Annotated in this window: 18 protein-coding genes; 10 read left to right on the top strand and 8 right to left on the bottom strand. The window is 68.3% G+C overall.

The features are described 5' to 3' along the window. Positions 1-27 precede the first annotated feature (27 nt). The 8 genes from ASE28_RS19685 to bfr all read right to left on the bottom strand — a co-directional run bounded on the left by ASE28_RS19685 (position 28) and on the right by bfr (position 9,539). Positions 28-261, bottom strand: coding sequence for a hypothetical protein (locus ASE28_RS19685; protein ID WP_057268143.1), 234 nt, complete (start codon positions 259-261; stop codon positions 28-30). Next, positions 258-1,445 (bottom strand): PepSY domain-containing protein, encoded by a 1,188-nt coding sequence (locus ASE28_RS19680; protein ID WP_200963974.1) that lies wholly within the window; start codon positions 1,443-1,445, stop codon positions 258-260. Before ASE28_RS19680 ends, ASE28_RS19685 begins: the two co-directional genes overlap by 4 nt. A gap of 213 nt (positions 1,446-1,658) precedes the next feature. Next, the gene (locus tag ASE28_RS19675) at positions 1,659-3,743 is read right to left on the bottom strand and encodes a TonB-dependent siderophore receptor (RefSeq protein WP_162262267.1); all 2,085 of its coding nucleotides are present in this window, start codon (positions 3,741-3,743) and stop codon (positions 1,659-1,661) included. Positions 3,744-3,849: 106 nt separating this feature from the next. After that, positions 3,850-6,012, bottom strand: a complete 2,163-nt coding sequence (locus ASE28_RS19670; RefSeq protein ID WP_157422056.1) for a TonB-dependent siderophore receptor — start codon at positions 6,010-6,012, stop codon at positions 3,850-3,852. A 77-nt stretch (positions 6,013-6,089) separates the two neighbouring features. Further along, the gene (locus ASE28_RS19665) at positions 6,090-6,422 is read right to left on the bottom strand and encodes a DUF3325 domain-containing protein (protein ID WP_057268141.1); all 333 of its coding nucleotides are present in this window, start codon (positions 6,420-6,422) and stop codon (positions 6,090-6,092) included. Positions 6,423-6,432: 10 nt separating this feature from the next. Further along, positions 6,433-8,151 carry a PepSY domain-containing protein gene (locus ASE28_RS19660; protein ID WP_057268140.1) on the bottom strand — a complete coding sequence of 573 codons (1,719 nt, stop codon included), beginning with the start codon at positions 8,149-8,151 and terminating at the stop codon, positions 6,433-6,435. Next, the gene (locus ASE28_RS19655; protein WP_057268139.1) at positions 8,148-8,456 is read right to left on the bottom strand and encodes a hypothetical protein; all 309 of its coding nucleotides are present in this window, start codon (positions 8,454-8,456) and stop codon (positions 8,148-8,150) included. The genes ASE28_RS19660 and ASE28_RS19655 overlap by 4 nt, the downstream gene beginning before the upstream one ends. Positions 8,457-9,062: 606 nt before the next feature. Beyond that, positions 9,063-9,539: a bacterioferritin gene (bfr, locus tag ASE28_RS19650; protein ID WP_057202336.1), complete on the bottom strand. Its 477-nt coding sequence runs from the start codon at positions 9,537-9,539 to the stop codon at positions 9,063-9,065. A gap of 359 nt (positions 9,540-9,898) precedes the next feature. On the opposite strand from bfr, the gene ahpC reads away from it, so the two are divergent. The 10 genes from ahpC (at position 9,899) to ASE28_RS19600 (ending at position 20,864) form a co-directional block, all read left to right on the top strand. Continuing rightward, positions 9,899-10,474 carry an alkyl hydroperoxide reductase subunit C gene (gene ahpC / locus ASE28_RS19645; protein ID WP_007854684.1) on the top strand — a complete coding sequence of 192 codons (576 nt, stop codon included), beginning with the start codon at positions 9,899-9,901 and terminating at the stop codon, positions 10,472-10,474. Between the two features lie 182 nt (positions 10,475-10,656). Then, the gene (gene ahpF / locus ASE28_RS19640) at positions 10,657-12,264 is read left to right on the top strand and encodes an alkyl hydroperoxide reductase subunit F (RefSeq protein WP_057268138.1); all 1,608 of its coding nucleotides are present in this window, start codon (positions 10,657-10,659) and stop codon (positions 12,262-12,264) included. Positions 12,265-12,471: 207 nt separating this feature from the next. Further along, positions 12,472-14,712 (top strand): TonB-dependent hemoglobin/transferrin/lactoferrin family receptor, encoded by a 2,241-nt coding sequence (locus ASE28_RS19635; protein ID WP_057268137.1) that lies wholly within the window; start codon positions 12,472-12,474, stop codon positions 14,710-14,712. A 40-nt stretch (positions 14,713-14,752) separates the two neighbouring features. Then, positions 14,753-15,100 carry a hypothetical protein gene (locus ASE28_RS19630; RefSeq protein ID WP_057268136.1) on the top strand — a complete coding sequence of 116 codons (348 nt, stop codon included), beginning with the start codon at positions 14,753-14,755 and terminating at the stop codon, positions 15,098-15,100. Next, on the top strand, positions 15,097-16,227 hold the full coding sequence (locus ASE28_RS19625; RefSeq protein WP_057268135.1) for a hemin-degrading factor: 1,131 nt from the start codon (positions 15,097-15,099) through the stop codon (positions 16,225-16,227). Before ASE28_RS19630 ends, ASE28_RS19625 begins: the two co-directional genes overlap by 4 nt. Then, complete coding sequence (locus ASE28_RS19620; protein ID WP_157422055.1) at positions 16,217-17,092, top strand: hemin ABC transporter substrate-binding protein; 876 nt, start codon at positions 16,217-16,219, stop codon at positions 17,090-17,092. The genes ASE28_RS19625 and ASE28_RS19620 overlap by 11 nt, the downstream gene beginning before the upstream one ends. Then, a complete protein-coding gene (locus tag ASE28_RS19615) occupies positions 17,089-18,171 on the top strand; it encodes an iron ABC transporter permease (RefSeq protein ID WP_057268134.1) in 1,083 nt (360 codons plus the stop codon). The genes ASE28_RS19620 and ASE28_RS19615 overlap by 4 nt, the downstream gene beginning before the upstream one ends. Further along, positions 18,168-18,980, top strand: a complete 813-nt coding sequence (locus ASE28_RS19610; protein ID WP_057268133.1) for a heme ABC transporter ATP-binding protein — start codon at positions 18,168-18,170, stop codon at positions 18,978-18,980. Before ASE28_RS19615 ends, ASE28_RS19610 begins: the two co-directional genes overlap by 4 nt. Positions 18,981-19,095: 115 nt before the next feature. Further along, positions 19,096-19,473: a DUF2946 family protein gene (locus tag ASE28_RS19605; protein ID WP_164470726.1), complete on the top strand. Its 378-nt coding sequence runs from the start codon at positions 19,096-19,098 to the stop codon at positions 19,471-19,473. A gap of 182 nt (positions 19,474-19,655) precedes the next feature. Further along, complete coding sequence (locus ASE28_RS19600; protein WP_157422054.1) at positions 19,656-20,864, top strand: TolC family protein; 1,209 nt, start codon at positions 19,656-19,658, stop codon at positions 20,862-20,864. Positions 20,865-20,871: the final 7 nt, after the last annotated feature.

Below are 20,871 nucleotides of genomic sequence, written 5' to 3'. Positions count from 1 at the left end.
CAGAGGAAGTGAACGGAGTGGGCGGTGTCAGAAAGGGGCGGCAGGGTCATCGCCGGGGTCGGGATCGGCTGGGGATGCGGCCGGCGTGGGCCGCCAGGCGAACCAGGCCATCACGGCCACGGGCAGGCCCAGGCCGACCCAGGACCACCAGTCGCCCCAGGTATCCGAGATGAGCGCGGTGGCCAGCCCGCTGGCGGTGAGCAGCCCGAGCACGATGGGCCAGCCCCACAGGGTGCGAAACGGCGTGGGTGCGTTTTTCATGCGGACTGCTCCGGACGGGCCATGGTGGCCGTGGCGCCAGCGGGCAGGCCGGTGGCCGTGGCGGTTGCAGGCGCGGCGGCCGAGGCAGGCGCCCTGCGGCGCAGCCACAGGTACAGGCCGCTGCCCAGCACCACGATGGTGGCAATGTCGAGCAGCGCCCAGAGAATCTTCATGGGCATGCCGCCGTAGTCGCCGAAGTGCAGCGGCTGCGAGACCAGAAGCGCCGTGAGGTACCAGGGCAACTGCGGTGCGGCGGTGACCTGGCCGCTGTGCGCGTCGACCAGCACCGGCTGCAGCAGGCGCGAGGTCAGGGGCTCGGCGCCTCGCAGGAACACGGTGTTGTGGTGCGGGCTTGAGAACGAGGTTCCGGGGAAGGCGATGAACGACAGTTTGTTGCCTGGCGCGTGCGTGCGCGCGGCGTCCGCTGCCTGCTGCAGCGGCCCGCGCTGGTCCATGGCGATCACGGGCTTGCCCTTGTATGGCGCCAGCAGGGTCGACAACTGGTCGTACTGCCAGTACTTGATCATCAGGTCGGCCCAGGTGTTGATCATGCCGGTGGCGCCCACCACGAGGGCCCAGACCAAGGTGACGACGCCCAGCAGGTTGTGCAGATCAAGCCACTTCACGCGTGTGGAGCGCTCGCGCCGCACGTCGCCGAACTGCAGCTTGCGCATGAAGGGCGCGTACAGCACCACGCCGGTGACGATGGCCACCAGCAGCAGCAGGCCCATGAAACCGAGGAACAGCTTGCCCGGCAGGCCCGCGAACAGGTCCACGTGCAGGCGGAACATCAGGTTCATGAAGCCCTGATTGGTAGGCACGTCGGACAGCACCTTGGCCGTGCGCGCATCGACCGCCACGGACTTGAAGTCCTCGGTGGGCTCGGGCGTGTGCGTGAGGGTGACGAACCAGACCTTGTCGTCGTCCTCGGCCTGCGAGACGAACTGCACCATGCGCCCGGGGTGCACGGCCTTGGCGGCGGTGATCACGGTATCGAGGCTGGCGCGCGGCGTGCCCTCGGGCATGGCGGGCGCCTCGACCTCGGTTCCCAGCAGGTAGCCGATTTCGTGGTGGAAGATCAGCGGCAGGCCGGTGAGGCACAGCAGCAGCATGAAGATGGTGCAGACCAGGCTGGACCACTTGTGGGTCCAGGACCAGCGGCGGATGGCGGTGGGTGACAGCATGGTTCGGGGCTCGGTGGACCCCCTTTGGGTCATGTCGATGGACGAGTGCCGCCACGGCTGCAGGGCCGAGACGGCATTTGGGCCCAAATTTTACAATGCAAGTAAGAATGATTTGTTTTTGCGTTGTATTTGGCTTGTTGTTTTGATGCCCAAAAAAAGGCCCGGCGTCCTTGGGGAGCGCCGGGTTTTGCCAACGCCGCAGGGTGGGCGTGATCAGTACCTTGCTTTGAGCGCCAGCGTCACGCGGCGCGGCTCGCCGTAGAAGTTCTGGCGAAAGGTGTTGGAGACCTTCTCGTAGTAGGTTTTGTCGAACAGGTTGTCCACCGAGAGGTTCAGCGCCAGTTGGTCGTTGATCTGGTAACCCACCTGGGCGCTGGCCAGCACGTAGTCGCCCGGGGTGATGCGCAGCGCACCGCTCTGCGCGAAGAACTCGCTGCGGTAGGAGATGCCGCCGCCGATGCTGAAGCCGCGCAGCGCGGGCGAGGTGAAGGCATAGCGCGTGAACAGGTTCACGCTGTGGCGGGGCGTGACGGGGCTGAACACCTGGCCCTGCTGGGCCACCGGTGCCTTGAGGTAGAGCGTGTCGTTGTAGGCGTAGCCGGCCACCACGTCCCAGCCGGGCTGGGGCTGGCCGCTGACCTCGGCCTCGAAGCCCTGCGAGCGCACCTTGCCGCCGGCGATGGACGCATTGGTCGCGTTCGGGTCGGTCATGGCGCGGTTCTCGTCGATGATGCGGAACACGGCAGCATGCGCCTGCAGGCGCTTGTCCAGGAACTCGCCCTTTACGCCGAACTCCACCTGCTTGCCAGTGCGTGGCGCGAGCAGGTTCTTGGCCGCGTCGAGCTGGCTCTGCACCACGAAGGTCTCGGAGTAGCCTGCGTAGGCGGTGTACTGCGGGTGGAAGTCGTACAGCACTGCCACCGAAGGCACGAACTGGCGGCCCGGGTCGGCCACGCTCGTGGCGGCACCGGTGCTGGTGCTGCGCGTCACAGCGTCGGCCCAGCTCAGGCGTCCGCCGGCCAGTACCTTGACGGCGTCCGCCACGCTGACCTGCGCCTGGCCGTACAGCGCGTTCTCGTTGCGCGTGGTGATGGCCGTGTAGCCGGGCAGCACGAGAGCCGGGTAGGGCGCGTTGTAATTGGGCGTGAGCAGGTTAACCTCTGAGGGGATGCCATAGACGAAGTTGTTGTCGTAGCTCTTGTTCTCGCTGCGGCTGGCGCCCACCAGCAGGCGGTGGGTGCGGCCCGCCACGTCCACCGGCAGGCTGGCGAACAGGTCGTAGTTGCGTGTCTTCACATGGGTCAGACCATCCACCATTTCCATGGTGAAGTTGCCATTGGGGGCGAGGGCGCTGTTGGCGCGGGCGGCACTGTAGAAGGCGGTGCGGTCCACATCGCGGGCCGACAGGCGCACCGTGCCGCCACCCGAGAGGCGGTGCTCCAGCTCGGCGAAGAGGTCGGTGGTTTCCAGGTCCTGGCGGTTGGACGCCAGGCCCGAGAAGGCGCTGCGCGGCAGGCTGGCCAGACGGCCGTCGGCATAGGTGGGCAGGCCCTGGTCGATGGACGCGCGCACGCGCTGCTGCGCGCCGCCGATGGACAGCGTGGTGGACGGGGCAATGTCCCATTCCAGCGTGCCGTAGCCCATGCGCTTGTTGTTGAACAGCGTGTCGACATGGCTGTCGCGGTCTTCTGCCACGGCCACTGCGCGGGCGCGCACTGTGCCGCTGGCGTTGAGGGCTCCGCCCACGTCCACCTCGCCGCGGCGCAGGCCGAAGGAGCCTACGGACGCATCGGCGTTGAGCATCAGCTTGCCCGGCGCGCGCTTGCGCACCAGGTTCACGGTGCCGCCCGGCTCGCTGCCGCCCTGCAGCATGCCGGCGGGGCCGCGCAGCACCTCGATGCGGTCGTACATGGCGGCGTCCAGCGTGCTGTAGTTGCCCTGCGGGATGGGCACACCGTCGAGCTGGATGGAGCCCAGGTCGAAGCCGCGCGACTGGAAGGTGTTGTAGTTGCCCGCGCCATCGAAGCGGGTCACGTTGATGCCGGTGCTGAACTTGACCGCGTCTTCCACCTTGGTGACGTTGCGGTCGTCCAGCTGCTGGCGCGTGATAACGCTGATGGACTGCGGAATCTCGCGCGGCGCCTGCTCCATCTTGCCCACGCTGAGCTTGCGGGCCGTGTACTGGCCCGTGCCTTCGGTGGTGTCGATGGAGTTGGTCACCTTCACCTCGGGCAGGGCGGCATCCTGCGCATTGGCGGTGGCGGCTATCAGGCAGCTGCAGGCGGCCATCCGGGCCATGGTGGTCAGTGGAAATGAGGGCACTTTGGATGCGCGAAGGTGGTGGGTGGAAAGGCGGCGTTGTGTCATGGCATGGGCACGGTGGATGACGGTTGAAATAAAAGACTCAGAAGCGCGTGCGCAGCGTGACCTGCAGCGCACGTGGCGAGCCGGGCAGGATCAGGTTGTCGTTGCTGCCATGGGCCGACACGTAGTACTTGCGATTGGTGAGGTTCTTCACGTTCACGTCCAGGCCCCACTGGCCCAGCGTGTACTGCAGGGCGGCATCCACCGTGGTGTAGGCGGGCAGGCTGACCAGATTGGTCAGCGACGTGTAGCGCTCCCCTACGTGGCTCACGCCACCGCCCAGGCGCAGGCCGTGGCCCACATCCTTCATGGCCCACAGGAAAGCCGAGTTGCGTGGCGTGAGCGCGGCCACCTTGCCCTGGGAGGGCACGTTCACAACGGGCAACTGGCTGCTGGCGGCACTGGCCAGCGACTTCGTCATGCGGCCGTTGAGGTAGGCGTAGCCCGCGCTCACGTCCCAGCCGGACAGCCGGCCGCTGCCGGTGAGCTCCAGCCCATTGGTGCGCTGCGTGCCCACGTTGATCTGGCGCGCAGGGTTGGACGGGTCGGTGTTCTTGATGTTGGTGCGTTCCAGATGGAAGAGCGCGCCGGTGAGGTTGAGGCGGCCATCCAGCAGGTCGAGCTTGACGCCGATCTCCTTGTTCTGCGTGATCTCGGGCTCGTTGGCCGTGTTGTTGGCTGCCAGAGCGAAAGTCTCGCCTGAGGGCTGGAAGGACTTGCTGTACGACACGTAGTACGACACCTGCTCACTGGGCTGCCAGACCAGGCCGGCGCGCGGGCTGAACTTCTTGTCGGTGCGCTCAAGGCTGGCCAGGGTGCGGTCAAAGCGGGTGTCCTGCTTGAAGACGTCGTAGCGCGCGCCCACCAGGGCCTTCCACTGCGGTGCCAGGGTGATCTGGTCCTGCAGGTACAGGCCCACGGTGCCCTGTTCGGTGTGGCTGGGGATGGCGCCGGTGGCGGTGTAGGCACTGACGGGGATGGCAGGCGTGGGCACGTTGCCGGGGTTCAGGATGCTCACGCGGTCCACCACGCCGCCCGAGACGGACTCGGCGCGCTTTTTCTGCTGGCCCAGCTCCATGCCCATCAGCCATTCCTGGCGCAGCCCGCCCAGGTGGTTGCGCCAGGTCACGTCGGTCTGGTTGAACACGCCGCTTTCGTCGCGAAAGACCAGGCTGCGTGTGCGGCCCACGGTCATCGTGACCGGGTCGGTGGTGCCGCTGGGAAGGGTGTTGTAGCGGTCCAGCGTGTAGTCATAGACGCGGGTGACGTTGCGCACCGACCAGTCGTCGTTGAAGCGGTGGTTGAGCGTGGCCGTTAAGGACTGGACGTTGCTGGTGCTGGTGTCGTCCTTCACCGCCGTGCCCGAGCCGTAGTAGGTGCCGGCCGGCACGTTGACGGGGCGGCCGTTGAGCGCGGGGATGCCGAAGTCCGTGAGCCGCTGGTCGCGGGCGTTGGTGTACTGCAGCAGCAACTGGGTCTCGGGTGCGAGCTTGAGCGCCAGCGAGGGTGCGAAGTTGTGGCGTTTGACGAACTGCTGGTCGCGGTAGCTGCCCGAATCCTCGCCCGCCAGGTTCAGGCGCAAGGCGGCGGCATCGTTGATGCCCAGGTTCACATCGGCCGTGGCGCGGCGAAAGGCGTGGCTGCCCAGGCCCACGGTGGCTTCGCCAAAGGTGGTGCCGAAGACGGGCTTTTTGGTCACGCGGTTGATGAGCCCGCCCGACGAGCCGCGCCCGTAGAGCACGGCGGCCGGGCCCTTGAGCACCTCGATGCGTTCGATGTCGGCCAGGTCGCGGAAGTACAGCGCGTCATCGCGCACGCCATCGACGAACTGGTCGGCGATGGCCGTGAAGCCGCGGATCACCACCTGGTCGCGCTGGCCGTCGCCATGGCTCATGGCCACGCCGGGCACGTTGCGCAGCGCGTCTTCCATGGAGCGCGCGCCCTGGTCGCGCAGCAGCTGCCCCGGCACCACGTTGACGGCCTGGGGCACATCCCGCAGCGGGGCGCTGCCCTTGGTGGCCGTGGTGCTGGCAGCGGGGGCGTAGGCGTCGTCCGCCGCGCCCGATTTGATGGTGACCTCGCCCAGCGTCTGGGGCGCGCGGGGCCCGGGGACGGACTGGGCCAGAACAGGGGTGCCGAAGGCGGCGATCAGGGCCGCGGTCACAGGCGTGCGTACGGCGGAGAACAGGGGATGCAGGGGCATGGGATACCTTGGGCGGGACACAGCGATGGAAGAAAACGAAACCGGAGAGAGGGGGCGGGCGGGGGAGGGGCAGCCCATCACCACCCGGCGGCCCGGGCGGCCAGCCCGGCCAGCAGGGCTGCGCCGGCCAGCGTTGGCGCGCGACGGGGCTGCCAGGTCATCACCGCGGTGACGGCCACGGCGGCCACCGACAGCGCGATGGTCCAGGCCGTCACACCCAGCGATGAGGGGGGGCCGGAGTGGGGCCGCGCGGCCAGCCACAGCGAGAGGGCCAGCAGCAGCCAGCCCACGCGACGCAGTTGCGCCAGGCGGGGTGTGGCGGTCTCGCGGCCCAGGGCATCCTCGTGGTGGCGGTCCATGCCCAGGGCAATCGCGGACCAGGCGGCAAAGCAGAAGAAAAAGGCGGACATGGCGACTCGTTCAGGCCTGGGAGGCCGGCAGGGCATCGGGGGTGGCCATGGCTGCGGCGCGGGTGGGCACCTCGGCCTTGCGGCCTGCCTTGCCCGGCAGCGGCCGGCCCGGGCGCAGGCGCCAGGCGAGCCAGGAGAGCAGCGCGCCGGTGGCCAGGAAGCTGAGGTCCATGCCGGCCCACAGCCAGTCGCCCGCAGGCAGGCTGATGCCCAGGTGGGTGGACGTGGTCAGCGCGTTGAGCACCGGCAGCGCCGCCCAGGCGGCGCCGGCAAGGGCCAGCACCAGCGACCAGCCGCGCCGGTTGGGGAACAGCACGCCCCAGAGCAGGGCCACGCCCCAGGCGCCGAAGAAGCACGACAGCTCGGCATCGGGCCGTTCGGGCGCGTCCAGTGGAATCAGCCGGTTGGACGCCATGTACACGGCGCAGGCCAGTGGCAGGCCTGCGAGCGAGGCGATGTTGAGGCTGGCCACCAGGCGCTGGCCGAATGGCAGGCGCAGCGGCCCATCGGCTGCAGCGCTGCCCTTGCGCTGGCCCTGCGCGCTGCGCTTGACCGACCACAGCACCATGCCGGTGGCGATCATCAGGCTGCCCAGCAGGCCGAAGCCCATCAGCACCCAGCGCATGCCCGGGCCGGCAAAGCGCCCCAGGTGCAGGCCATAGAGCACGCCATAGGTCACGGCGGCGGGCGTGGTGGCGTCGGTCTGTTCCAGCACGGCGCCGGTGGTGCCGTGGAACAGAATGCGCTCGGGCCGGTACTGCAGGCGGTCGCCTTCGTGGCGCGTGACCTCCACCACCGGCGTGCCCTGTGCGTCGCGCCGCGCCTGGATGCCACCGATGCGCCCGCCCTCCCAGCGCTGGCGCGCGGTTTGCAGGATGGCGGCGAGTGGCATCGCTGCGGGCAGCGGCTCCACCTTGTCGCCGGGATTGCGGCGCACGCGGCGCTCGGGTTTTTCGCCCTGCAGGTCGGCAAAGTAGGTCTGTGAATCCACGCCTTTGGGGCCCTGGTAGGCCGCAGCGATGCCCGAGGGCATGTACAGCGTGTGGAAGATCATCAGCCCGCTGAAGGTGATCATCAGGTAGAACGGCAGCACCAGCACGCCGGTGACGTTGTGGGCGTCAAGCCAGGCGCGCTGCCCGCCCTTGGCGGGGCGGAAGGTGAAGAAGTCCTTGAAGATGCGCCGGTGGGTGACCACGCCGGTGAGCAGGGCGATGAACATCAGCATGGTGGCCAGGCCCACCACCCAGCGGCCTTCGATGGCCCAACGGCTTTTCTGCGCGGTGCGCAACTCGTAGTGGAAGCGGTAGAAGAACTCGCCGCCCATGGTCTTGCGCGCATCCACCGTCTCGCCGGTCTGCGGGTTCATGAGCAGGGTCTCGAAGCGGCCATTGCCCGTGTCGCGCCACAGCAGCGTGACGGCATTCTGGCGCTCGTCGGGCATGCGCAGAATCCACTGCGTGACGTCGGGCACCTTGCGGTTCATGGCGGCCACGGCGCGCTCGGCCACGTCGGCAGTGGCGGGCGGCATGCCGTGCAGCTCGGGCCGCATCCACAGGTTCAGCTCGGTCTTGAAGAACGACAGCGTGCCCGTGAGGAAGATGGCAAACAGCAGCCAGCCCAGCACGAGACCGGCCCAGGTGTGCAGCCAGGACATGGCCTGGCGAAAGCCCTCGCGGGCCTGTTCGCGCGCTGCGCGCGGCGCGGGGGAAGCAGGGGTGATATCGGTCATTGCAGTGTCTCCAGCCAGCGCGGCGCCATGGCGCAGGCACCCAGCAGCAGCGCGGGTAGCAGGGTGCCGCCCCAGGCGCCCCAGGCCGTGCGGGCGTAGAAGGCCCAGCCTGCGGCGCCCGCGTAGACCAGCCAGGCCAGCATGGTGGCGGTGAGCACCGCTTCCACGCGCGGCATGGCCTGGGCCAGGGCGAGGGACAGGGCGGCGGTGAAGGCCGCAGCCAGCGCATACCCGCCCGCCGTGGCGGCCAGCGCGCGCGAGGTGATGGCCAGGCGGTAGCGCCAGCCGGGATGGGTCGTTTTCATGACGAGCCTCCCTGCCTCAGAAGCCGCCGCGCCGTGTGGGCGAGGCGGTGCACGGGCCCAGGCGGTGGTGGTCGTTCTGGTGGGGCAAGCGGCGGTGCATGTCGGTACTCCCTGGTGTCGCGTTCGGTGGTTGCTTGCGGCCAGGGGTGTTGGTAGTGCTTGCATGGCAGGCGCGGCGACACCCAAGGCGTGGCACCCGAAGGCGGCGGCGCCATGACGACGGTGCGCAGCCAACGGATGAAGGCCGCGCACAGGCGCGGCGCGGGATGCGGGGGCATCCCGGAATTCATGGTTGGCTGGCAGGAGAGGGTGCGTGAACGAACGCGCCCCGGTGCTGGGGGTGCGCTGTGGAGGCGGGCTGCTGGCTGGGCCCGTAGTTTACTTAATTGAGAACGGTTCTCATTATTTGTTTGCAACGTGTGTGCGTTTGCAACAACGTTGGCGCCGTCGAGCCACTGTTGTCCGGCGAGCGGGCATAAAAAAACGGGCCGAGGCCCGTTGTGGAAGGTGTGGGGTACTTGTCGTTGGCGCTGGTTTGTCAGTCTTTTTATGGTCGAGTCTGCTTTTTCTACTGTCTTCGTGGGGCGACTCGTGAATGGGGAAAGCTCAGTCTTCTTCGCTCATCTGGGACTGCAGGTAGTTCTGCAGGCCGACCTTGGCGATCAGCTCGATCTGGGTTTCCAGAAAGTCGATGTGCTCTTCGGTGTCGTCGAGGATCTTCTGCAGGATGTCGCGCGAGACGTAGTCGCGCACGGTCTCGCAGTGGGCAATGCCCTCCTTGATGGTGGCCTGGGCGCCTTTTTCGGAGCTCAGGTCGCAGGCCAGGATCTCCGGCACGTCCTCACCGACCTGCAGCTTGGCCAGGTCCTGCAGGTTGGGCAGGCCGTCGAGCATGAAGATGCGGTCCATGAGCACGTCGGCGTGCTTCATCTCGCCGATCGACTCCTGGTATTCCTTCTTGGCCAGCTTGTCGAAGCCCCAGTGCTTGAGCATGCGGTAGTGCAGGAAGTACTGGTTGATGGCGGTGAGCTCGTTCTTGAGCTGGGCCTGCAGATGGCCGATGACCTGTGCGTCGCCTTGCATGGGGAGACCTCCTTGTTATGTGATTCGCCGCTGATTGTCGTGAGCGCGGGCGCCGCACGCAAGGCAAGCCCCCGTACCTTCGCATTGGCTGCGTGTGATGCTGAGTTGTGTTCGCGTTCGGTGCTCTTCGCGGTGCCTCGCCCAGGGGTTTTCGCCAAAAATTCACAGAAGCTGCCCACAGTCATGCCGGGGACCCAGGCGCCTGAAACAGCCGCTTTCAACCCGCAACAGACGCAGGGCCGGGTTTCTAAGTATAGTCACAGGCAATTGATTCAATCAAATCAATTAATTGGATTGATGGCCTCAGAAGGCCTAAACTTCAGTCCCTAGTCAGTTCAACCACCCTTAAGGAAACAGCAATGTCCCTGATCAACACGCAAGTTCAACCCTTCAAGACCACCGCTTTCGTCAACCGCAATGGCAAGGGCGAGTTCATTGACCTGACCGAAGCCGATCTCAAAGGCAAGTGGTCCGTGCTGATCTTCATGCCTGCCGCCTTCACCTTCAACTGCCCCACCGAAATCGAAGACGCGGCCGACAATTACCCCGAATTCCAGAAGGCTGGCACCGAGGTCTACATCGTCACCACCGACACGCATTTCTCGCACAAGGTCTGGCACGAAACCTCGCCCGCCGTGGGCAAGGCCAAGTTCCCCCTGGTTGGCGACCCAACGCACCAGTTGACCAATGCCTTCGGCGTGCACATCCCTGAAGAAGGCCTGGCTCTGCGCGGCACCTTCGTGATCAACCCCGACGGCATCATCAAGACCGCCGAAGTGCATTCCAACGAAATCGCCCGCGACGTCAAGGAAACCGTGCGCAAGCTCAAGGCCGCCCAGTACACCGCCGCCCACCCCGGTGAAGTGTGCCCCGCCAAATGGAACGACGGCGCCAAGACCCTGGCTCCTTCGCTGGACCTGGTCGGCAAGATCTGATCGGCTGATTGCATCGGCAGAGCGGCCTTGGGGCCGCTCCCCAGCCGGACAGCGTCATGGCGCGCGTGCGCCATGCCGTCCGGCTTTTTTTCGCCCATTTTTTACGCTCTGTTGCGGACCCAGGCTTGCCACAAGCGGCCTTGGCCCCCACCCTATAAGTCAGAACTCGAAAGGACACCACCATGCTCGACGACCAACTCAAGACCCAGCTTGCCGCCTACCTGGAGCGCGTGACGCAGCCGTTCGAACTGGTGGCCTCCCTGGACGACAGCGCGACCTCGCGCGAGATGCTGGAGCTGTTGACCACCATCCAGTCCCTGCGCAGCGACAAGATCAGCCTGCGCACCGATGGCCAGGACGCACGCAAGCCCTCGTTCAGCCTGCAGCGCGTGGGCAGCACGAATTCGCTGCGCTTTGCCGGCCTGCCCCTGGGCCATGAGTTCACCTCGCTGGTGCTGGCCCTCTTGTGGACCGGTGGCCATCCGCCCAAGGTCGAGCCCGAAGTGATCGAGCAGATCGCCGCGCTCGACGGTGACTTCGAGTTCGACGTCTACATGAGCCTGACCTGCCACAACTGCCCGGACGTGGTGCAGGCGCTGTCGCTCATGTCCATTTTCAATCCCAAGATCAGGACCACGGTGGTCGAGGGCGGTGCCTTCCAGCAGGAAGTGGCCGACCGCGAGATCATGGCCGTGCCCATGGTGTTCATGAACGGCAAGGTCTTCGCCTCGGGCCGCATGTCGGTCGAGGAGATCATCGCCAAGCTCGACACCGGCGCGGCGGCCCGCGACGCGGCCAAGCTGTCGGCCAAGGCTCCTTATGACGTGCTCATCGTCGGCGGCGGCCCCGCCGGCGCGGCAGCCGCGGTGTACGCTGCCCGCAAGGGCATCCGCACCGGCGTGGCGGCCGAGCGCTTCGGCGGCCAGGTGAACGACACGCTGGCCATCGAGAACTACATCTCGGTGCTGGAGACCGACGGCCCCAAGTTCGCCGCTGCCCTGGAAGCCCACACCCGTGCCTACGACGTGGACATCATGAACCTGCAGCGCGCCGACAAGCTGATCCCCGCCAGCGAGCCCGGCGGCCTGATCGGCGTGCAACTGGCCAACGGTGCCACGCTGCATTCCAAGACGGTGATCCTGTCCACCGGCGCGCGCTGGCGCAACGTCAATGTGCCCGGCGAAGCCGAGTACAAGAACAAGGGCGTGGCCTACTGCCCGCACTGCGATGGCCCGCTGTTCAAGGGCAAGCGCACGGCGGTGATCGGCGGCGGCAACTCGGGTGTCGAGGCAGCCATCGACCTGGCCGGCCTGGTGGCCCATGTCACGCTGGTCGAGTTCGCCGACCAGCTCAAGGCTGATGCCGTGTTGGTCAACAAGCTCAAGAGTCTGCCCAACGTGAGCATCCACACCAACGCGCAGACCACCGAGATCACCGGTGCCGACGGCAAGGTCAATGGCCTCAAGTACAAGGACCGGGCGACGGGTGAAGAGCACCTGGTGGCGCTTGAAGGCGTGTTCGTGCAGATCGGCCTGGTGCCCAACACCGAATGGCTCAAGGGCACGGTGGAGCTGTCCAGGTTCGGCGAGGTCATCGTCGACTCACATGGCCGCACCAACCTGCCCGGCGTGTTCGCCGCAGGCGACTGCACCACGGTGCCGTTCAAGCAGATCGTCATTGCCGCAGGCGATGGCTCCAAGGCTGCCCTGGCCGCCTTCGACCACCTGATCCGCATGCCGGTGGTGGCCAAGGCCACGGCTGAGGCAGTGCCCGAGGCTGTGGCTGCGTGATTCTGCAGGCCCAGCATGGGATGAACGGGAGCCTTCGGGCTCCCGTTTCTGTTTTATGGACTGGGCAATGGGCAGAGTCAATTCGTATTGATAATTATTCTCATATAATGCAGCGGTAGCCAGCCATTGCCAGCCCTTTGAAAGGGCCTCCCGGCGTCCGAAGCCAGCTCTGTTTCCATCCGTCTCAGAGAAAAAGGGTTTCCTGCCGTGGCGCAACCAATCGACCAATCCCCCCGTTTCGCACTCCGTCCGCTGGCTCTGCTGACCGCGCTGGCGTGTACCTCCTTCACCGGCGCCCAGGCGCAGACCGCGGGCGCGCCCGTGCAGATCGTGGCTGCGGGCCCGGCGCTCAAGGAGGTGGTGATCAGCGGTTCGCGCAGCGAGCAGAACCCCGACGAACTGCCGATGAGCATCGACGTGATCAACGCCCGCGCGCTCGAAGAGGGCCAGGTGCGCGATATCCGCGATGCGGTGCGCGAGCTGCCCAACGTGTCGGTCACGCGCTCGCCCGCGCGCTTTTCGCTGGCCAGCGGCTCCACGGGCCGCGAGCAGAACGCGGGCTTCAACATCCGCGGCCTGGACGGCAACCGCGTGTTGATGATGGTGGACGGCATCCGCCTGCCGCGCAGCTATGTGTTCAGCGCCAACGCCTTCGGCCGCGACTACCTGGACATGGGCCTCTTGCAGCGCATCGAGGTGGTGCGCGGCGCCACGTCGGCGCTGTACGGCTCGGATGGCATGGCCGGCCTGGTGAACTTCATCACCGTGGACCCCGAGAACTTCCTCAAGGACGGCAAGACCCTGGGCGGCCAGGTGAATGCCGGCTACGACGGCGATGACCATGGCAAGCGCCTGGGTGCCACGGTGGCCGGCCGCGCCAACGACACGGTGCAATGGCTGGTGGCCGGCAGCGTGAACCGTTCGCGCGAGCTCGACAACATGGGCACCAAAGACTCGGCCAACGCCGATCGCACCCTGCCCAACCCGCAGAAGGACCAGGGCGGTGCGCTCATGGGCAAGGTGGTGCTCACGACCGGTGGTGGCCAGCGCCATGTGTTCACGCTGGAGCATGTGGACAAGACCTCCGACTACGAGCTGCTCACCGCGCGCTCCAAGCCGCCGCTGGCGGCCACGTCCACGCTGGCATCCAACTCATCCACCGACATGCAGCGCACGCGCGCCACGTGGGAGGGCCACTGGCGCCTGAACACCGGCTTCGCCGACGATGTGAAGGCCACGCTGAGCTTCCAGGACGCGCATTCGCGCGACTACGCCTTCGAGGACCGCAGCACCGCCGCCGACCGTGTGCGCGACGTGACCTACGACGAGCGCAGCTGGCAGGCCAATGTGCAGGGCAGCAAGCTGCTGCGCTCGGGTGGCGACTGGGTGCAGAAGATCACCTACGGCATCGACCATTCGTCCGCCAAGGTTACCAACCTGCAGGACGGCGTGACGCCGCCCGTGGGCGAGACCTTCCCACTCAAGCGCTTTCCCGACACCACCGAGACCAGCACCGCCCTGTATGTGCAGGACGAGATCATGAGCGGCCCCTGGAGCGTGACGCCCGGCGTGCGCTTCGACACCTTCCGCATCAAGGCCGACCAGAGCGGCTTCGGCGCGCAGGCGGTCTCGCTGTCCGGCAACGCCACCTCGCCCAAGCTCGGCGTGCTGTACCGCGCCACCGATGCCTGGAGCGTGTTCGGCAACTATGCCGCGGGCTTCCGTGCGCCCAACGCCGGCCAGGTCAACGCCTTCTTCGAGAACCCGGTCAGCAACTACAAGACGGTGCCCAACGGCGACCTCAAGCCCGAGAAGAGCCAGAACTTCGAGCTTGGCGTGCGCGGCCGCATGGACGCGCTGTCCATCGAGGCAGCCGCCTTCACCAGCCGCTACAAGGACTTCATCGAAGACCTGCGCCAGGTGGGCGGCACGGGCGCGCCGGGCAACCCGCTGGTGTTCCAGTCGGTCAACATCGGCCGCGTCAAGCTCAATGGCTTCGAGGTCAAGGGCGACATGCGCTGGGGCAGCTTCGTAGGCGGCCAGCTGAGCACCCCCTTCGCCTATGGCCAGACACGCGGGTGCGACACCGCCACCGGCAAGCCGGTCAACACCGTGGACCCGCAGCGCCTGACGGCCGGCCTGCGCTACGACACCAGCGCGTGGATGGCCCGCCTGGACCTGACGCACGCCGCCGCCAAGAAGGCCAGCGACGTGACCGTGGCCACGGGCAGCACGCAGTACCTCACGCCTTCGTACACGGTGCTCGACCTGTCGGGCCAGTGGCGCATCCGTAAGGACCTGCGCCTGAACGCGGGCATCTACAACCTGACCGACAAGAAGCACTGGCGCTGGGCCGACGTGCGCGGCCTGGCCGCCAACGCCAGCTTCATCGACGCCTACAGCCAGCCAGGCCGCAACGTGCGTGTCTCGCTGGTGGCGGACTTCTGATCGATCATTTCAACCCATCCATCGCGCAAGGAGACAGACCATGAGCCATGCATCCGACAGCCCCGCCTCCGGCGCCCACTGCGACGAGGAATACAGCCTGCCCTGCGCCGAGGCGCTGCTGGCCGGCACCCTGGCCCTGATGACGGGCTATGTGCAGGCCTGCTGCGACAGCCACCGCGATGCGATGGGCCGCAAGATCACCGCCAACCTGCAGATGCTGGCCGACGCCGAGGGCTTCACGCCGCACTTTCGCACCGTGGTCTGGAGCCTGCAGGGCCGCTGGGCCCAGCAGGGGGCAGGGCAGGGGGGCGATGCCGCCAGCGCCGCCCTGTCGGCCGCCGAGCAGCGCCGCGCGCTGTGGCTGACCGCACCGGAGACCGTGCAATGAGCGATGTACTGATGACGAACAACGCCGACCCGAACGGCATGCGCCTGCAGACCGCGCCCGCCATCCGCGAGCAGTTCGCCGCCGTGCGGGCCACGGGCAAGCGCGCCAAGGATGCGGCCGAAGCCCTGGGCCTGTCCGAAGGTGCAGCCATCGCGGCCCATGCGGGCGAGCACGAGTACCCGCTCAAGGCCGTGCCGCTGCAGGGCTCGTGGCTGCAACTGCTGCAGTCGCTGCAAGCCTGCGGCCCGCTGATGGCGCTGACGCGCAACGAGGGCGTGGTGCATGAGAAGACCGGGGTCTACATGAACATCTCGGCCGCGGGGCCCGTGGGCCTGGCCTTGAGCGAGGACATCGACCTGCGCCTGTTCTTCGCCCAGTGGCATGCCGGCTTTGCCGTGACCGAGGCCGCCAGCGACCCGGCACGCGCGCCCCAGCGCAGCCTGCAGTTCTTCAACGCCCACGGGCGTGCGGTGCACAAGGTGTTCGTGCGCGAAGCCACCGACCTGGCCGCGCTCGATGCCGTGGTGCAGCGCTTTGCCCAGCCGAGCGCGGGCTATGTGTTCGGTGCCGCGCCGCTGGCCGAAGTGCCGCGACCCGACACCGAGATCGACGCCGCCGGCCTGCGCGAGGCCTGGGCCGGGATGCAGGACACGCACGAGTTCTTCGGCCTCACGAAGAAGTTCGCGGTGGAGCGCCAGCAGAGCTTTCGCCTGGTCGAGGGGCAGTTTGCCTGGCGCCTGGCGAAGGAGTCCGTAGCGACGCTGCTGCAGGGCGCGGCGGCAAGCGGTCTGCCCATCATGGTCTTCGTTAGCAGCGGCGGTTGCATTCAGATCCATACCGGCCCCATGAACAACATCAAACCACTGGACACACCCGGAGCGCAGTGGATCAATGTGCTCGACCCCGGCTTCAACCTGCACCTGCGCACCGACATGGTGGCCAGCGTGTGGCTGGTGGAAAAACCCACGGCCGACGGCGTAGTGACCTCGGTCGAGGCCTTCGACCCTGCGGGCGAGCTGATGGCCATGTTCTTTGGTGCGCGCAAGCCCGGCAAGCCCGAGCTGCAGGGTTGGCGCGACCTGGCGGCACGCCTGCCACGATTGCAGGAGCTGGCCCATGCCGCGTGATACCGGTTGGATCGAACGCCGCCATCTGCTGCGCGGTGCTGCGGCGTTGCCGCTGTCCTTCGCGCTGGGCCAGGTCCATGCCGCAGGGGCTACCCGCATCGTCTCGCTGGGCGGCGCGCTGACCGAGGTGGTCTACCTGCTGGGCGCGCAGAGCCAGCTCGTGGGCACGGACACGACGAGCCTGTTTCCCGAGGCCGCGCTCAAGACCGCCAAGGTCGGCTACATGCGCCAGCTTTCGGCCGAGGGGCTGCTGTCCCTCAAGCCTGATGCCGTGGTGGGCACCACCGAGGCGGGCCCGCCCGTGGTGCTCGACCAGGTGCGCAGCGCCGGTGTGCGCGTGGAGCTGGTCAAGGCCGACCACACCTGGGACGAAGTGCAGCGCAAGGTGGCCACCGTGGGCCGCGTGGCGGGCCGCGAACGCGAGGCCACAGCCCTGCAGGCCGACCTGGACGCGCAATGGGCGGCGGTGCAGAAGGCGGTGGCCGCGGCCACGCGGCGCCCGCGTGCCTTGTTCATCCTCTCGCACAGCGGCAGCCCCATGGTGGCCGGCACCGGTACCGCAGCCGATGCGCTGATCCGCTTTGCCGGCGGCACGAATGCCATCACCCAGTTCGCAGGCTACCGGCCGCTCACGGCCGAGGCCATGGCCAGCGCCGCGCCCGAGGTGCTGCTCAACAGCACGCAAGGCATCGAGGCGCTGGGCGGCGAGGCTGCCTTCTGGCAGCGGCCGGAACTGGCCTTGACTCCGGCATTCCGCCGCAAGGCCCTGGTGACGATGGAGGCCAGCCAACTGCTCGGCTTCGGGCCGCGCCTGCCTGGCACCGTGCGGGAGATCCAGGTGCGTATGCAGGCGATCACCGCGTGAGCGGGTTGGCGGCCGTGCAGCCCCTGGTGCGGCTCACCCCGGGGCGCCTGTCCCCGCGCACCGCGCTGGCGCTGGGCCTGGCTCTGGTGCTGCTGGCCTTCGTCTGGGGAAGCACGCAGGGCGCCTATGCGATCACGCCGGTAGAGCTGTGGCAGGTGCTGCTGCAGGCCCTGGGCGCCGCGCCGGTGCCCGAGCATGCGCCCGAGTACCTGGTGTTCGTCAACATCCGCCTGCCGCGCCTGCTGATGGGCGTGGCCGCCGGGGCCGGCCTGGGCCTGGCCGGTGCGCTGATGCAGGGGCTGTTCTGCAACCCACTGGCCGACCCCGGCCTCATCGGCGTGAGCAGCGGTGCCGCGCTGGCGGCGGCCCTGGCCATCGTGCTGGGCATGCACTTTCTGCCCGATCTGCCGCGCACCCTGGGCAGCTGGACCCTGGTGCTCATGGCCTTTGGCGGCGGCCTGCTGGTCACCGCGCTCATCTACGGCCTGGCGCAGACCGATGGCGGCACGCGCATGGGGCTGATGCTGCTGGCCGGCGTGGCCGTCAATGCGCTGGCGTTGGCGGGGATCGGCTACCTCAATTTCATCTCCACCGACGAGCAGTTGCGCAACATCCAGATGTGGCTGTTGGGCAGCCTGGGCGGGGCGCGCTGGAGCGCTGTGGCCCTGGTGGGCAGTTTGGTCGCGGTGGCCTGCGGACTGGGCCTGGCGCTGGCGCGCCCGCTCAATGCCATTGCCCTGGGCGAGGCGCAGGCCGCGCTGCTGGGCGTGCCGGTGGAGCGCACCAAGCGCCTGGCCGTGCTGGTGACGGCGCTGGCGGTGGGTGCCGTGACTGCGGCCACCGGCATCATCGGTTTCATCGGCCTGGTGGCGCCGCACTGGGTGCGGCTCGTGGCCGGGCCGGACCACCGCGTGGTGCTGCCCTGCTCGGCGCTGCTGGGCGCCACGCTGGTGCTGGCGGCCGACGTGGTGGCGCGCACCATCGTCAAGCCGGCCGAGCTGCCGCTCGGGGTGCTCACGGCCTTCATCGGCGTGCCCCTGTTCCTGGCCATGCTGCGCCAGTTCAGGAGCAAAGTGTGAGCGCAAGTTCCCTCCATCCTGGCTATCCGCTGGTATGCGATCAGTTGGGGGTCGGCCTACTAGGGCGTCCGCTGCTGGCCACCGTGCATGCACGCCTGGCGCCTGGCCGCTTTACCGCCATCCTCGGGCCCAACGGGGCGGGTAAGTCCACGCTGCTGTCCATGCTCTCGGGCCAGCGCGCGCCGCGCTCGGGTTCGGTGAGCCTGGGGGGCAGGGCGCTCTCGGCCATGGCCGCGCTGGAACTGGCGCGCCTGCGTGCCGTGCTGCCGCAGGAGACAGCGGTGGCCTTCGACTTCACGGTGCAGGAGGTGGTGGAGATGGGGCGTTTCCCCCACCGCCAGTTGCCCAGTCGGCACGAGGTGCGCATTGCCCACGATGCGATGGAGGCCACCGGCGTGGCCCACCTGGCGACGCGGGGCGTCAACACCCTCTCGGGCGGCGAGCGCGCACGCGCCCACCTGGCCCGGGCGCTGGCCCAGATCTGGGAACCAAGGCCCGATGGCGCCACACGATGGCTGCTGCTGGACGAACCCACTGCAGCGCTCGACCTGGCGCACCAGCACCAGGCCATGGCCCTGGTGCGCCGCTGGGCGGTGGAGCAGGGCATTGGCGTGGTGGCGGTGCTGCACGACCTGAACCTGGCGCTGCGCTATGCGCACGACACGGTGCTGATGGGCGCTGGGCGCTGCGACGTGGGGCCCACCGGCGAGACGCTGGATGCCGCGGCCATTGCGCGCGTGTGGGGTGTGGAGTGCTCCGAGGTGCATGCCAGCGATGGCACGCCGCAGTTTCTCGTGGCGGCCGGATGATGTGCAGATGACGATTCGGTCATCTGCCATGGCCATGCCCTTGGCCCCATGGGGACATGCGCGCTTGCGCATGCTGCGCTGCACGTTCTTGTCACTAGAATGCGCGCACACCACCATGCGCCGCCTGCTCCTCGTCTTCCTGCTGCTGTTCATGCCGCTCCAGTCCATCTGGGCCGCTGCATCGCCGTATTGCGGGCACGAGGCCGCACCGCAGGCCTCGCATTTTGGCCACCATGTGCATGAGCACCAGGCCGATGACCAAGCCGCACCATCCCAGACCAGTGAAACGCCCGACCATAGGGGCCTTGCCACCTCTGGCACGGCCGACATGGATTGCCATGCCTGCCATGGCGCGGGCAGCGGCATGGCGCTGAGCGCCAGCGCCCAGGCCATCGTGGTGTCGGTGGGCCGCCCTGCGTCCCAGGCGGCGCCAGCCTGGGTCCACCCACCCCTCTCCCGCCCCGAACGCCCCAATTGGTTCCGCCTCGCCTGAGCGGCGAGGCGGGCACCGGGTAGCCCCTTCCTGACGATTCCACGTGGCCCCGGCGGGCCGCGGCGGTGCGCACCTGCGCGCCGGGCATCGTGCCTTGCCGATTTCAACCCCGTGGCCCCTGGCCACTGCAGAGGAATCGGATGCAACGAACGAGAAGAACGAACCACACACCACGGCTGTCCATGGCGGCTGTGGCCCTTGGATGGGCGCTGGCCGGCAGTGCCGCGCTGGCCCAGCCGCCGGCACCACCGCTCACGCTCAAGGCCCTGTTCGACAGGGCCTGGGAGCGCCAGCCCGAGGCACAGTCGGTCGCGCTGCGGCGCGAATCGGCGCAGACCGCGCGCAGCGGCGCATCGTCCTTTACGGCCGAGCCCGCCGCGCTGGAGTTGTCCACCAAGACCGACCGGCCCGGCAGCAACCAGGGCAGCCGCGAGGTCGAGCTGGGCGTGGCCCTGCCGCTGTGGCTGCCCGGCGAGCGCGCACGCAAGGCCGCACTCGGCGATGCCGAGATCAAAGCCGTGGAGAGCCGCCGCCTGGCCGCGCAGCTGCAATTGGCCGCCAGCGTGCGCGAGGCCTGGTGGGCCCTGCAGCGTGCGCAGGCGGAACTGGGCCTGGCCCAGTACCGCCTGCAGAACGCCCAGCGCCTGGCGGCCGACGTGGCCCGGCGCTTCCAGGCCGGCGACATGTCGCGTGCCGACCAGACCCAGGCCGAGGGTGCTGTGGCCCAGGCAGAAGCCGCCGTGGCCGAAGCCACCGGAACGCGCGATGTGGCGCAGGCGGCCCTGGCTGTCTGGGGTGGCGGCGTGGAGCTGGCCGACGGGGCAGAGCCCGAGGCCGTGCCCGGCGCCGGCCTGCCCGCCGACCACCCCGCCGTGGCCGACTGGCAGGACCAGGCCGAGGTGGCGCGCCGCGCCGCTGACCTGGCTGCCGTGCAGACCCGCGCTAACCCCGAACTGACCGTGGCCGCCACGCGCGGGCGTGAGCAATCGGGCGAGCGCTACCTGCAAAGCTTCACCGTCGGCCTGCGCGTTCCCCTGGGCGGTGGCGACCGGGCGCGCGCCAAGGAGGCCGCCGCACGCGCCGACGCGCTCGATGCCGAGGTGCGCGCCCGCGTGGAGCAGGACCGGCTGGCCGCCGACGTGGCCGCCGCCACGGCCCGCGTGAAGGCCACCCAGACCCAGCGCGAGGCCATGACCCGCCACGCAGCGCTGGCGCGTGACACGCGCGGCTTCATCGACAAGGCCTTCCGCCTGGGCGAGGCCGACTGGCCCACGCGCCTGCGCGTGGAGCTCGAAGCCGTGCAGGCAGAACGCCAGTTGGCGCGTGCCCGCATCGATGCAGCGGCCGCCGTTTCCACCTTGCGCCAGGCCCTCGGCCTGTTGCCGCAGTGAGCGTCGC

The sequence above is a fragment of the Acidovorax sp. Root219 genome (assembly GCF_001428665.1).
Classification (GTDB): Bacteria; Pseudomonadota; Gammaproteobacteria; order Burkholderiales; family Burkholderiaceae_C; genus Acidovorax.
This window is presented reverse-complemented; position numbering and strand designations above follow the sequence as displayed.